Below are 13,757 nucleotides of genomic sequence, written 5' to 3'. Positions count from 1 at the left end.
AGAACGGGCCTGATAGAATTGCTCATCACTGTAGCACTGTTATTTTTTTGCACTCGTTTAGGACGATTGCGAATCATCACGAGGCCTGCCCTTTCATTGCTGGATTCAAACTGAGGTAGGAGTCTTCAAATATGAGTTCTGTCGCAATTCCGGCCCCCCCCCCTTCAACTCTCCGGCTTCGTACCCGCCTTCAGCAGACCGGGATTATCATTCCTACCTATAATGCGAGTCCACATTGGAAGCAACTGCAAGCAGCGTTGGACCGCCAGGGGATTGCCAAAGAACAAATTCTTATCCTTGACTCCTCTTCTTCGGACAATACAGCGGCTCTGGCCAAGCGTGCAGGCTACTTGCTGAAGGTTATTCCTCTTGAGCAGTTTCAGCACGGTGCGACGCGCCAGTTGGCCCTGGCGCAACTGCCTTGGGCAGAGACCCTGGTATATCTCACGCAGGATGCAATTCCCGGTAAGAATTCAATTCAGACGCTGCTCCGGGCCTTCGATGATGCGGAGGTGGGTGCGGCTTATGGTCGGCAGTTACCTCGTCCAGAGGCAGATGAGATCGAGGCACACGCTCGTCTGTTCAATTATCCTCCGGCTTCGGATGTTCGCAACTTTGCCTCCCGTGAGCAACTCGGCTTCAGGGCGGCCTTCTTTTCCAATAGCTTCGCAGCTTATCGTCGCTCGGCTCTTGAGGAGGTCGGCGGATTTCCCACCAATACCATCGTTTCCGAAGAGGTTACAGTGGCGGCTCGGATGTTGATCGCCGGGTGGAAGCTGGCCTACCAGGCCGAAGCCACCGTGATTCACTCCCATCCACTGACGGTACGCAAGGAGTTTTCGCGTTACTTCGATATCGGGGTACATCATGGACGGGAGAGCTGGCTGATCGAACAATTTGGCGGAGCCGGTGGCGAGGGACTCAAGTTTGTGGCTTCGGAGATGCGGTTTCTCGCGAAGAATAAGGCCTCTCTTATTCCGCTTGCCGTAGTCCGGAGTGCCAGCAAATGGTGTGCCTACAAACTTGGGTCTCATGAGAGACACCTTCCGCTTTGGGTCAAAAAGAGGGTTTCCGGACAGCCTAACTTCTGGCATTCCGAGGATCAGGGGAATGGTGTACCCTTGGCTCTCAATCTGCCAGCTGATCGTTAGTCTCTCTGTCGTGCCCGTTGGGGGAGGGGAACGGAACTTGCTCTTGAAAACGGAGCGATTTACTCAGTCCAACGGCCCAAATCTTATCGCTTCCTTTCGCAAGGGCAGGCTCGCAATTCAAGTAATATTGAAGACCATTTCTGTGCTTTTTAGGCTTCGGTGGGAGCCAGGTTGGCGAGCACTCGATTGGCTTACTCCTTTATGTGAGACGCATTTATAGCGTATATTGATGTGCCTGAAAGGTGAAGGGTTCGCAGGTGTCTTTTATCGAAGCGTCGCGGCTCTGCTTTTCATCACTCGCGCGACTGTAGCCCTAGACGGATATCGGCGCTCCTTCTCTCTCTTCTCGGGGGAAGGATTTCCAGTTATGAGGAGCTTTCCAGTAGAGGATGTTTAGATTTGGCTGCAGGTTTTTTTTTGATCCGGTTTTCCAGTGAGGGGACGTGTTTCTTCATGTCTGTCGTGACTCAGGCGAATTGCGTTTATCATGAAGCAGTATGCCTCGGTGGCTTTCTGGCCGACGACCTTCAGCATTATCTGGATAATTTCCGGTGATGGCGCAGGCGGCTTCGTGAATCTATCGTGTGAACGAGTTCATTAGCTGTAGAAGATGGATGTAGTTGGACCATATTCGTCTAGCCCTACCGGCCAGGAGGCTGGCGCAGGAGCGCAATGTGGCCGAGACCCGACTGCGCCGAATTGAGCAGTCGTCAACAGCCTAATCAAAACGTGAAACTGCGGAGTGGAGAAAGGGGCTCCGGCGTTGATGGGGGAATGTGGGCATCCTAGGTGATTTCGAGCGGTAGGCGGCCTGCCTCTATTAGCAGGATACTTGGAAGGCCCCTTTGAGAATTGAAGATGGAGGAATTAAAAATGTCAAGGGATCGCAAATCCAATGCTCGCATGTGGTATCGAGACAATCTCTGCGGAAGAAGGGTTTTGCTGCAAATATCAGATAGTGGCGTTTTCCGGACTGGTCTTTAATTCCTTCGAAAGCTTATTGCTCAGGCACGATGCCCGGCCCTATTCATAATCGTATTGAGTGTAGCGCTGTTCGGAGTCTTGCGGATACTTCGCCCAATGATGATTTATCCCTGGAATGATCTTGCTCTTACGGATTCCTCGTTTCGAAATTGCTAGTACTGCTTGTGTCGATATCACCGCTCTAATCTCTATGTGGGATAGAATGTGCTGTATAGCGGGTGATTGCAGTCTTGCCATAATGATCGGAGTATTTATGAACCGTAGAGAATATGCCGCGATTATTGAGTCTCGGTTGCGCGAAGAGAGCGACCGGCTGAGCAGGGAGTTTGGTGAGCACACTGTTCAGAGTTGCTACATCGACAACTTACTGCCGGAAGATGAGGTCAAGAAGATCAACGCGGCTTTTCCCGACAAAGATACGATGATGCTCAAGAAGAGTCTTCGGGAAAACAAGTATGTAGCAGCGCAAATGGATAAATACAACCCGATTTTGGAGGAGATTATTTATGCGTTCCAAGACCCGAGAGTGGTCAAGGCCGTAGAGGAAATCACCGGGATCCAAGAGATGCTTCCAGATACGCATTTGTATGCTGGAGGTATCAGTCTGATGGCTAAAAATAACTTCTTAAATCCCCACTTGGATAATTCTCACGATAAGGATCGAAAACTCTACCGCGTATTGAACCTTCTTTTTTATGTAACTCCGGATTGGAGTACAGAGAATGGAGGCAATCTCGAACTTTGGGATGATGGCCCCAAAAAACCGCAGCGAGAAATTACCAGTCACTTTAATCGTCTCGCTTTGATGGCAACCCATAAGACATCCTGGCATTCTGTAAGCGAAGTAAAGGTGGATCGCTCTCGCTGCTGCGTATCAAATTATTATTTTTCTGAGAAGCCGCTAGAAGAGCACGAGTATTTTCATGTCACGTCGTTTCGGGGTCGACCGGAGCAACCGGTACGCGACGTCATTTTGCAAACCGACATCGCTCTTAGGCAGAGTATCCGTAAGATATTCAAAAAGGGAGTTGTTGAAAATTCTCACGTCTATCTGAAGGATGAGGAGACGAACGAACTCCCCGGCGCATCCGGCAAGAGCTAGGTTGGCCATGTCGTATCGCGCTGAGGTGGGGAGATAGCCTGAAAACATGTTCTAGTGGTCTGCCTGACAGAGACGTCGGGGTTGGGCTGGAACTCAGATTGAGGAATGTTGGAACCGTAGCGAAGTTTCTGTTAAGGCAGGGCCGATGGAATTGAAGGTAGCAGGATCTGGCCGAAGGCCTTCGGAATGGGCATGGGCTACCAAATTCTATCTATTCCTTCTTGTTTTTGTTATACCGATGGATTGGTTTCAGCCCACAGGTTTGCTGTTTCGGGAGGGGGGGGCCAAGCCGGCGATTCCTTTGATGATCCTGGGGTCCATCGTTATTATCGGTGCGCGCTGGAGACAGTTTATCTACGCGCTGCCGAGTTCGAGCCTGCGTGTGCTCTATGTCTTTGGTGGAATATTTGTATGTGGGACAGGGGCTTTTGTGCTGAACCTTGTATTTGGATGGTCTCGGTTCGGGGCGACAAAAGATCCTGTCACCCAATTTGTCACCCAAGCCATGCTATTTCTCGTGACGCCCTTCATCATTGTTGCCCATGCTGACCTGTTTGCCGGACGACGCTGGTCTGCATTTGTGATGAATGTTATTCCTTGGGCTGCGTTGGTGCACTTGGCCGCTGCGGTTTTTCAAGTTATTGGTCTGCTTCAGCCTGATCGTATGCCACTTGAACTGTTTCGCAATGGGACGGAGGAGTTCAACAGTCGGGTAGCTGGTTTGCTGAGCGAGCCTTCTTATTTCGGAACGATGGCCGCGCTCTATGGCATTCCATTACTGTTGGCTTACCCTACTGGGCGCAAACGACGCTATATACTTTTGGCTTTTTTGTTGTTCGCCATGTCGCTCTATGGCGGCGGGAAGACAGTTGTTCCGGTAACCATTTGCGGTTTTCTAGGTTTCATGTGGTATAGCCGAGCACGTATCCTTACTCTCAGGAATATTATTGTGCTCCTCGTCGTTGCAACAATATCGGCCATCGTTGTGGTGCAGAATGCGGCGTTGAATGTTCAGGACAATCTGAGTACTGCCATGAGATTTGGATCGACCGCTACGTCCTTGAACGCGGCCTTCGCGGGCTATGGCATCTTGGGTGTTGGTTTCGGTCAGTTTCACTTTATGTTCCTCGAACGGTTTATGCCTACTTTTCTGCTCTTCTCTCAGGAAGCGGTTGACCAAATGTCCTCCGCCGCTGAGCATCGTGCGTCGACCTTCAATATTTTCACGCGATACTTGATAGAGACTGGAGTATGCGGACTACTGCTATTTTTTGCATTTCTTCAATCGCAGTTCAGGATGGCAAGGGAAGATCAAAGGTCAGGTAGTCTTTTGGGCATCTTGCTTATCTCAGTAAGCCTGGGCTTTCTACTCACACAGGAGCCCTATTGCTATCCTCCTATCATGCTGGGGGCCTCTCTTGTATTAGGTAGCCACAATGAAGTTCGTCGACCTGCACTGGGATTGATGGGGCGCAAATGAACTCAGTGCCCGTGAAAACACTCTTGATGCCTATCCCGTCCCTCCGGATGTCGGGAGGAAACAAGGAAGCATTGCGCCTGGCCGAAGAGTTGCAGTTAGGGGGGGTGGACATAAGGATCGTAACTCTGTGGAGGAGCCAGCACGAACTGACATCGTCCAATGTGCCCATAGTTCATCTGTCTTCGTATCTTGCAGACCGCTTCAATGCGAGAGTGCAGTATCCGATTCTGCTCTTGCGCTTTCTTTTTTATGTTCTCGCACTGACTCGATCTTCTGAAGGTTGCAAGAATGCGTTGATCCTCACGCATTTCTCGACGTTCCCGCTGGCATGGTTGGCGCCGCATCTAGCTTGGTATTGTTTCAATCAGGATGTGGAATGGATGTTCGTTGCGGACGGGCCAAAACGGACGTTGCTACGCAAACTCATTCTTGCAACAAGCCGGCGTGCAAGCGTGATTACGACCAACGCTTACATCTCGAGTCTCTATCTACAAGAAGGAATCCAACCGTTAGGGCAGGCCTCCATTTGGCCTCCAAAGTCATGGCTGTCTCATGCAGTGAGTGGCGAACGCGATATTGATGTGGTAATGCTACTGCGGCGAGGTCATATGAAACGCTTGGATCTCTATTTAGAGATTCTGGCGCAACTAAACAGAGTCGGTATCTCCTCTGCTGTCGTGACTCCTGACTCCGAGATTCGAGCTAGTGTGGCTGGGCTTGCTGGTTCTTGCTTCCTTCGTCCGACCGACGAAGAAATAAAACAACTTTATGGGAGATCAAAAATATTCCTGCTGTTGAGCGATACTGAGGGATTTGGATTGCCTCCGCTGGAGTCGATGGGGTCCGGGTGTGTTCCGCTCTGTCGCGATTCTGGAGGTCCTCGGTGCTACATGGATGGGGCATTTGTCGGAAACCTTATGTCTTTGGATGCCACCATTCCCGAAATATTGTTGCGTTTGCAGATGCTGCTTGCCGACCCGGGAGGCCTGTTAGCCTTTTCGCTTGAAGCCAGGCGGCGATTTGAGATAGGGCTATTGTCTACTATTGCGCAACGCAAAGAATGCATCACCAGGCTTCTGAAGATTTTGACAATAGATCCTTAGCATGTCATCCACAGTTACTGGCGAAAAGATGTGAGGTGCTCCCCACCATGAACATGTTCTCTTGTTCGCTAACTCGTGTAACTCAGTCATTCCTCCAAGTACTCTGCTTTATAGTGCTGTCGTTGGCTTGTTGGAATTCGAGCGTTGTTCTAGGGGCTACATCGAAGAGGAAGGGTCAACCGCAACAAGACATGGCCCGACTATCGCTTGGACGATCCATTCTTGATTTTGGAGGCGTTGGCGATGGCAAGACAGATAATGCCCTAGCCTTTCAAAAGGCGATGAAAGCATTGAGCGCTGCTGGGGGCGGAACACTCCTGGTGCCTGCAGGTCTCTATGTGACCTCAGCAACTCTTGTTTTTTCATTGCCCGTCCCAATAACAATCCGCGGTGATAGTTCAAAGACTTCTATTATCCACTATGTCGGCAAAGGCGATGCAATCTTTGTGGGTCCACAGGTTGTGAGCGTCAAGCAGCATCTGTATGTCCATCTAACATTGAGCAGCTTAGGCCTGACCGGGACAGCGGTTTCGAGCAATGGAATCCATATTGTGGATGCATCAGAGTTTTTTCTCAAAGATCTCATTGTCTCCGGTTTTGGCCGGGACGGGATGAGAGCTTCCGCATCCCAGTATGGACATATCTCGGATACTACTTTTGCGGCAAATGGTGCCCATGGACTCAATTTCTCCATAGGAATCTTGAAAGATGGTAGGGGAGTTATTCAGAACAACACATGGGAACTCAACAACGTCTACTTCATGGCTAATCAAGGTTGGGGGTATCGAGACCAAGACGGATTCGGCATCTCGTGCCATAACTGTACATTCCAGTCGAACAGAGCGGGAGGTAGCTTGGAGACGGCCGATACGGATGATGAGGTGGGAGAACCCGCTCCTGGGGTCCCCACAACAGGGATACAGCCATCGAATAACATATATGAAAACTGCCATTGGGAATGGAACTCAAACATTAACCAATACATTCAGTTTGGTCAGCGAATTCGAACGGTGGAACCACTCTATGCTTCAACATCAGCGGCTAACGGAGATTGGATCATTGGCTCCCACGCTTCCACGGGGATGGTTTTGGAGCAACCTTTTTGGTTATCCGTAGGTCCACATATTGTCATTTACGGTGGAGATCATCATCGTGTGGATACAGGCGGCGTGCCAGTTACATTGAATCACTCAACACATTCTTACTTCTACTTCGGCAGTGAAGTCTTTTCCGACAGTTCAGCAGGACCAAGTCCAAAATGACAAAGGCACTCGATGAGTGTGTCAGGAGTTGATATTCCTCTTGGCTTAGTTTCGTGCTGCAACTTGCCGCCGGCGCGGGGCGCGCCTTATGTCGGTGGCATATGTCTTAAAGTACTCAAGGTTTTGTTGATTTCTCAGTATGAGAGGTCAACGGTCTTCTGAGCTCCTTCACGAATGAGATCGAATGCCTCCCGCTTTGGTGATATCTCCGGAGAAATGGCCAGCTGTTTAACACCTGTGACAGTGAAAGTATTGCACCACTCGTGGCTGCATTGGCCCAGGCAAGATGAGCAGGAGGAAGACATGGCGATCGATTGTCCCATTTAAAACGGCAAGTCAATATCGCTACGTCGAGTTTCCAAAACGTGCAGCGGCTCCTTTTGCTGGTGCTATGATGATCTAATCTTTATCGGAATGCGTGTTCCAGTTTATTTTAGGATCTTATTAACTTGACTCAAAATATATTGATTACGGGCGGCGCGGGATTTATCGGAACACACCTTGCTAAGACGCTTCTGAAGCAAGGTCATACCGTGACCCTTCTCGATAACTTCAGCCCTCAAATCCATGGCGAAAAGGCAGAAATACACGCTGATCTTCAAGGCAGGGTTCGCCTCGTACGTGGCGACGTCCGTGATGCTTCTGTTTGGGAAGCGGTTGTTCCAGGACACCAAGTCATTGTGAATCTGGCTGCTGAGACCGGAACCGGTCAGTCCATGTACGAGGTTATGAAGTACGAACAAGTTAATCTGGCTGGTACGGCACTGCTCTACGATTTGCTTGCGCGAAATTCGAATCATGGAGTTCTGCGTATCATTGGTGCCTCTTCACGGGCAATCTATGGTGAAGGTGCCTATAGGTGCTCCGAGCATGGATTAATATACCCAAGGCCACGTTCTTCTGCGGAGAAGAAGCTTGGCCACTTCGATCCCTTATGTCCTGTATGTGGATCGAAGTGCCGATCTGTTCCCACACCGGAAAGCGCACCATTCCAGCCAGCTTCATTTTACGGGCTCACGAAGCAGGTTCAGGAGCAGATGACCCTGCTGTTTGGGGAAGTCCTCGGGATTCCATCTTTTGCGCTCCGCTATCAAAATGTGTATGGACCAGGCCAGTCATTGAAGAATCCATACACTGGAATTCTAGCTATATTTTCGAACTTGGCTCGCGTCGGATCGGACATCAATGTCTTCGAAGATGGCGAAGAGAGTCGCGATTTTGTTTACATCGACGATGTCGTAAGCGCAACCATGGCTTGCATAGATAGTTCCGAGACTACCTCCCATGCCGTGAACGTAGGTTCCAATGAGCATGTAACCGTGATGCAGGTGGCGCAAGCTGTAAATGACTACTTCGGCGGGAAATCCAAAGTTCAGGTTAATGGTGCTTTTCGAGAAGGAGATATTCGCCATGGTTCGGCAGATCTCACGCTCGCTCGCTCACTGCTAGGGTATGAGCCTAAAACCCCATTCGCTGTCGGTGTCCGGGAGTTTCTGGCCTGGGCTGAACAGAGCGAACCAGAACTCTCCGGATACGAACGTTCACTTGCCGAGTTGAAGCAAAAGGGATTAATGCACCAGGCGGACTGATCCTGATACAGGGTGGTGTCGACAAATAGCGATTGTAACTCTACAAAAGGTCACTTGGATCGCTCAAATGCACAGCCAGGGGTGCTGATCGAGGATTGGGTGGAGAAAGTTCAGCGTCCTTTGATTCCATTGCCGCGACGTACCTGTTGTTTGCTGTCAATACCGTGATTCGGGGAAATTGTGGGGAGTCTTATCCTCACTTCGCAAAAGCAATTCTGCCTAGTGTTGCGATTCTCCCTCCTTGTTCTTCTCATTGTGGTGCCGATGGATCGATCTGAGCTACGGAGGGGATACCGCCCCCTTGTGTCAGTTGAAAGATGTAAAACTGGCATAGATAGCAGCATCGATTTGATCATCCGCAGCCGCTTCTTTTATATGGATTTCTGGTCAAACTGCATCGCGCTCTACATTCGAACTGTTTATGGAAAAAGCGAAGATGGCCCATGCCAGAAATGACACGGTATCGGTTGCGATAGAGTCTGGCTTGGGAAGGCGATGCGGAGAGCAGTATTTTCGTTTTTCAGTTGGTTGTAGGCGTTTCGAGTTCTCATTTGTCTCTAGGATCACATGCTAAAATAACATTGCTTCAGCTCGAACTCTGCATCCACGAAATTGGATCGGAGTAATGCCAGAGACGAGTCGCGCCAGACCTTCTTAGACGGATTGCACCGTCGGATGCGGATTGACACTTGCACAAAGTTGGCATTGTAACGGTAACTTTTAATAGCGCGAATGTGCTACCAGACTTCTTGAAGTCTCTGGAAGGGCAAGATCATCCAAGCTTCCATCTTTATGCAATCGACAATGCGTCCAGCGACGATACGATTTCCATACTCAAGTCGTGGCAGATGCCGCAACTGACGATAGTTGCTAACGATTTCAATGCTGGCGTAGCGGGTGGCAATAATCAGGGCATCACTGCTGCCCTTGCAGATGGATGCGACTCGATTCTGCTCTTGAATAACGATGTCGTGTTCGGATTGGACCTGATCCGGCTACTTATCGCGGGCCTTAGCGACTACGCATGTAATATGGCGGTTCCTCTGATCTATTACTATGATCCACCAAAGAAGATCTGGTGTGCTGGTGGTACATTTCAGGCCAGGTATGCCGCCCGCGGTATCCACTATGGGGAAGATGAGTTTGATCGCGGACAATTCGAGCAATCTCGGCTCATTGAATACTCGCCTACATGTTGCACTCTAATAAAACGCGAGGTTTTCGACGTGATTGGCCTTATGGACGAGCGTTACTTCGTCTATGTGGATGACAACGACTTCATGTACCGGGCATTTAAGGCTGGTTTCAAGACGTTCTATTTGCCCCATGTAAAGCTGTGGCACAAGGTGAACAGCCTTACGGGGACAGATTCTCCTTTTGCCCAGCGATACCTTTCTCGCAACCGGGCACTCTTCATCAGGAAGCACTTTGGCTGGTGGACCGTCATGAGGATGACACTTATCTATCGAGCCATCTACTGCTATAGATTACTCATCGGGAAAGACAACTTCGCAGCCTTTGAGCGCCGTCAGGCAGGCTGGACTGAAGGGCTTGGTATCCGCTGAGGATGACATGTGTGATGACCATGATCTTTCGAGGTAGTCAGTCCACTTTGCGGTTCGTGCCGAGGATTCGATGAGAAGCCTGCGCTGGACAGTTGCTAAGAATGCTTTATCCAATATTGTGAGGGGTGGAGCTACGGCCATTGTTGCAGTCGCCCTACCTCATTTTCTTGTTCATAGTCTTGACCGCGACCGGTTTGCCGCATGGTCGCTCATCCTTCAGATCGCCGCGTATGCTTCATTCCTTGATTTCGGCTTACAAACAGCGATTGCCCGCTTTGTAGCACAGGCGTTGGAGTTGGGAAAGCACGAACACGTGCGAAAGCTCATTGAAACGGCCTTTGCAATGCTTTCGATAGCTGCGTTAATATCATTGGCGCTCCTCCTGCTTATTGTCTTTCATGCAGGGATCTTCTTTTATGGCGTTCCTTCGTCGATTCTCCACGAGTTTCAGGTTGCAGCACTCATCATGGCACTTGGAGCAGTTCTGCTGCTTCCCTTGTCCACTTTTACCGGCGTGCTCATTGGAATGCATCAAAATGAGTTCACAGCCTACGCCGTGGGTGGGAGCCGACTGATAGGTGCGACGATTGCAATCATAGCTTCACACTACACTCGGTCGCTTATCACAATTGCTCTGTGTGTGGCCGTTCCCAATCTATTGGGTGGGCTGCTACAGATGTACATCGTGGGGCAACGGCTTGCTAGTGCGCGTCTTGAGCGGCTCGCTATCGATCGGAATGCGGCGGTGGGCTTTCTTCACTACTGCGCGGGCCTCACTGTATGGGCATTCGGCATGTTATTGGTTTCTGGCCTGGATATCACCATCGTCGGACATTATCAGTTTGAATCTGCTGGTTACTATGCTGTTGCTGCAACACTCACGTCTATCTTCGCAAGCGCCAACAGTTCAATACTGAGTGCCCTCTTGGCACCGTTTGCTGCAATGCAGGCAAGAGGAAGACTCGATCAGATGCGCGTGATCGTTATCCACGCAACTCGCATCAATACTTTCATGAATGTTGCAGTCACGGCGATCGTGATCGCCTACGGTAAAATGTTATTGGGACTTTGGGTGGGGGAGATTTACGCTAAGCAAGCTTACCCGGTCTTGGTCGTCCTCATGGCTACACAGACACTTCGGCTTTTCGCGAGCGGTTATTCCATTGCTCTTATCGCCACCGGCTATCAAAACAGTGGGATTTTTCCTGTTTTGATAGAGGCTGTTGTCAACCTTGTCATGAGCTTATACTTGGTACAACGGCGCGGCGCGCTCGGAGTTGCCTATGGCTCGTTCATTGGTGCGGTTGTTGCTATTCCTGCACTCTTTGTTTTTTGTGTAGGCATCAAGGAAGGGCTTAACATCAGCAGATTCGATCTAGGGTTTAGGGGAATCCTCGTAGGCATGTTGCCCGTTTTGCCCGCATTTGCCTGTGCCATTCTCGTTATCCGTCTACATCAATTCCGGTTGCTCCCTATTGTGGGTTGGTTGGTGTCGATCGTAATTGGCTTTTTTGTGTTCAAACTGACACAAAGACAATGGTCCACTGCTACTTTGGCTGCTCGGTAAATGCCAGGATTGTATCGTGGCTGTAGTCTGTACCTAGCCTAGGCGATGCAATCCTCAGGTCACTATGGGGCAATCGTCTTGGCATATGCATCATTAGTAAGAATAGTGATGTTCGGCTTCAGGGAATTCCTCTTGCTCAGGCGTTGAGACCGTTGCATACTCTTTGACGCTTGTAGAAGGTCACGGGTTTCAGTATCGTGATTTGCTATTTTGATGCCGCCTTTTATATGCTTCTTAGCTAACACTCGGACCTATGAACGATTTAAAGCAAAGTCGATGGAGTCTGCTGGTCTCTATGGAGGTTTATGACATATTGACATTTCTTATCAAAAGGCTATACCGCGTTAAGGGAGTTTTTTTTTATCGTAGAGTCTTCGGCTCATTCGGCAAAGGATCCATTCTGTATCCACCCCTGCTTTTGGTGCACCCAAGTTGTATAAGCATAGGGAGCGGGACCATTATCCGCCATGGACTGCGGATGGAAATCATCAGAGATGCGCTCTCTCCGGTACCCCATATAACAATCGGTAACAATGTCAATATAGAACAGTATGTACATATTATTTGCCGTCACCGTATTAGCATCGGGTCTGACGTATCCATAACTGGCTTCTGTTCTATCGTTGATACAAGTCACCCAGTCGATGGCCTGGGGGTAGATGACAAGATGGGGAGTCACATTGATCGAATAGAGGCTCCGGTTGAGATTTGTGATGGAGCCTTCATTGGAATGGGAGCCCGCATTCTCCCGGGTGTCCGGATTGGCCGCGGAGCAGTGGTTGGCGCCAATGCAGTGGTGACACGCGACGTTCCAGATTTCCACATTGCAACCGGTATACCGGCTGTCGTGCGGAGAGTGCGCAGGCTTACAGATATGGCTCCCCTTCCAGTGAATTCTGATACATGAGGAGGTCTAGGGAGCTCCAGGTCGCTTGGATTGCGCGCTGTTTACTAAAATGCAAGTCTCTTCTATCAAGATGAATATGGCTGATTTCAATATAAGTTTATCCGTGTTTTGTCGGAGGTCAGATATTGCTCCATAAACAGTTGCAAGTATTGAGTCTGGCGTTACGTCGGCTGAGATTGCCTAGCGGCATTAAGACTGGCAAAGGCACCTTAATCCGAGCGCCGTTTTCAATACCAAGCGGTATAGGGATCGAAATTGGGATAAATACAAAGATCCATGTTGGCTCTACCATTCTGACGATTAGAGAACATGCTGGGATACGATACCAACCCAAGATTGGCATCGGGAATGACGTATATATTGGTCGGTATATATTTCTTGCTGCAATAGGTGAAATAAGAATAGGGGATGGTTGTGTGCTCAGCGACTACGTTTACATTAACGATGCTGCGCATGGTCTTCATCCGTCGGCGGGCCCTATCATGAAGCAAGCACTCGAGAGCAAGGGGCCTATTCGAATCGGTCGCAACTGCTTTCTAGGATATCGCGCGGCAGTTCTGCCGGGCGTGACGCTTGGTGAGGGGTGCGTAGTTGGTATAAACGCCGTTGTCACACGATCTTTCCCAGCTCACTCTATGCTCGCTGGAGTTCCGGCTAAGGTTATCCGTACCTTCGATCACTCTACCCAGACTTGGGTTTCGGTATCTTAATGTGTTGCGAGGCCTAGAATCGCCGATACCCGTGCGGCAGAACGAAGTGTGAGGGGCATGCATCATGTTGCAAGGCTCATAATACCGAGGGCCCAAGCGCGAGTATATTTCCAGGCTGCGTTGGTTGCAGATTTCATCGTGATCCAAAATCCATTGGTATCAATCAGGAATTCGATTGCGTGTATGCCGGGAGCAGGGACAAAGCCTAGATATTCCGCGAGGGGCAAGTGAGCCACTCACTTGAGATGGCTCCAGATCAGGAACGACATCCCTCCAAGTAATGGGATGACTCAAAATATGGCGTCACGAGTCTTCATTTACAATCAGAGCTTGTACT

10 protein-coding genes are annotated in these 13,757 nt (G+C 49.9%); 9 read left to right on the top strand and 1 reads right to left on the bottom strand.

Features of this window, described 5'->3' with window-relative positions; translation table 11 throughout:
* Positions 1-131 precede the first annotated feature (131 nt).
* The 8 genes from FTO74_RS13935 to FTO74_RS13900 all read left to right on the top strand — a co-directional run bounded on the left by FTO74_RS13935 (position 132) and on the right by FTO74_RS13900 (position 11,803).
* Positions 132-1,151, top strand: a complete 1,020-nt coding sequence (locus tag FTO74_RS13935; protein ID WP_162538689.1) for a glycosyltransferase family 2 protein — start codon at positions 132-134, stop codon at positions 1,149-1,151.
* A 1,237-nt stretch (positions 1,152-2,388) separates the two neighbouring features.
* A complete protein-coding gene (locus tag FTO74_RS13930; RefSeq protein WP_162538688.1) occupies positions 2,389-3,237 on the top strand; it encodes a 2OG-Fe(II) oxygenase in 849 nt (282 codons plus the stop codon).
* Positions 3,238-3,382: 145 nt separating this feature from the next.
* Positions 3,383-4,717, top strand: a complete 1,335-nt coding sequence (locus FTO74_RS13925) for a hypothetical protein (protein ID WP_162538687.1) — start codon at positions 3,383-3,385, stop codon at positions 4,715-4,717.
* Complete coding sequence (locus FTO74_RS13920; RefSeq protein ID WP_220399023.1) at positions 4,714-5,820, top strand: glycosyltransferase; 1,107 nt, start codon at positions 4,714-4,716, stop codon at positions 5,818-5,820. The genes FTO74_RS13925 and FTO74_RS13920 overlap by 4 nt, the downstream gene beginning before the upstream one ends.
* Before the next feature lie 191 nt (positions 5,821-6,011).
* A complete protein-coding gene (locus FTO74_RS13915) occupies positions 6,012-7,082 on the top strand; it encodes a glycosyl hydrolase family 28-related protein (RefSeq protein WP_162538685.1) in 1,071 nt (356 codons plus the stop codon).
* Between the two features lie 449 nt (positions 7,083-7,531).
* Positions 7,532-8,671: an SDR family NAD(P)-dependent oxidoreductase gene (locus tag FTO74_RS13910; protein WP_162538684.1), complete on the top strand. Its 1,140-nt coding sequence runs from the start codon at positions 7,532-7,534 to the stop codon at positions 8,669-8,671.
* 689 nt (positions 8,672-9,360) lie between these two features.
* Positions 9,361-10,236, top strand: coding sequence for a glycosyltransferase family 2 protein (locus tag FTO74_RS13905; protein ID WP_162538683.1), 876 nt, complete (start codon positions 9,361-9,363; stop codon positions 10,234-10,236).
* 70 nt (positions 10,237-10,306) lie between these two features.
* Positions 10,307-11,803 carry an MATE family efflux transporter gene (locus FTO74_RS13900; protein WP_162538682.1) on the top strand — a complete coding sequence of 499 codons (1,497 nt, stop codon included), beginning with the start codon at positions 10,307-10,309 and terminating at the stop codon, positions 11,801-11,803.
* Positions 11,804-12,182: 379 nt separating this feature from the next.
* Here FTO74_RS13900 and FTO74_RS19915 read toward each other — a convergent pair whose 3' ends face one another.
* Positions 12,183-12,626 carry a hypothetical protein gene (locus tag FTO74_RS19915; protein ID WP_275938914.1) on the bottom strand — a complete coding sequence of 148 codons (444 nt, stop codon included), beginning with the start codon at positions 12,624-12,626 and terminating at the stop codon, positions 12,183-12,185.
* A 566-nt stretch (positions 12,627-13,192) separates the two neighbouring features.
* Here FTO74_RS19915 and FTO74_RS19980 point away from each other — a divergent pair.
* Positions 13,193-13,420 carry an acyltransferase gene (locus FTO74_RS19980; protein ID WP_345934273.1) on the top strand — a complete coding sequence of 76 codons (228 nt, stop codon included), beginning with the start codon at positions 13,193-13,195 and terminating at the stop codon, positions 13,418-13,420.
* The last annotated feature ends 337 nt before the right edge of the window (positions 13,421-13,757 follow it).

Source organism: Granulicella sp. WH15, assembly GCF_009914315.1.
In the GTDB taxonomy this organism is placed as follows: Bacteria; Acidobacteriota; Terriglobia; order Terriglobales; family Acidobacteriaceae; genus Edaphobacter.
Note: the sequence above shows the minus strand (reverse complement) of the source record. Positions and strands in the feature narration are given on the sequence as shown.

Bases quoted from the DNA above. Each gene is read 5' to 3' on its own strand.
- FTO74_RS13920 (WP_220399023.1), top strand. From the start codon at position 4,714: ATGAACTCAGTGCCCGTGAAAACACTCTTGATGCCTATCCCGTCCCTC.
- FTO74_RS13915 (WP_162538685.1), top strand. From the start codon at position 6,012: ATGGCCCGACTATCGCTTGGACGATCCATTCTTGATTTTGGAGGCGTT.
- FTO74_RS19980 (WP_345934273.1), top strand. From the start codon at position 13,193: ATGAAGCAAGCACTCGAGAGCAAGGGGCCTATTCGAATCGGTCGCAAC.
- FTO74_RS13930 (WP_162538688.1), top strand. From the start codon at position 2,389: ATGAACCGTAGAGAATATGCCGCGATTATTGAGTCTCGGTTGCGCGAA.
- FTO74_RS13935 (WP_162538689.1), top strand. From the start codon at position 132: ATGAGTTCTGTCGCAATTCCGGCCCCCCCCCCTTCAACTCTCCGGCTT.
- FTO74_RS13900 (WP_162538682.1), top strand. From the start codon at position 10,307: ATGAGAAGCCTGCGCTGGACAGTTGCTAAGAATGCTTTATCCAATATT.
- FTO74_RS13925 (WP_162538687.1), top strand. From the start codon at position 3,383: ATGGAATTGAAGGTAGCAGGATCTGGCCGAAGGCCTTCGGAATGGGCA.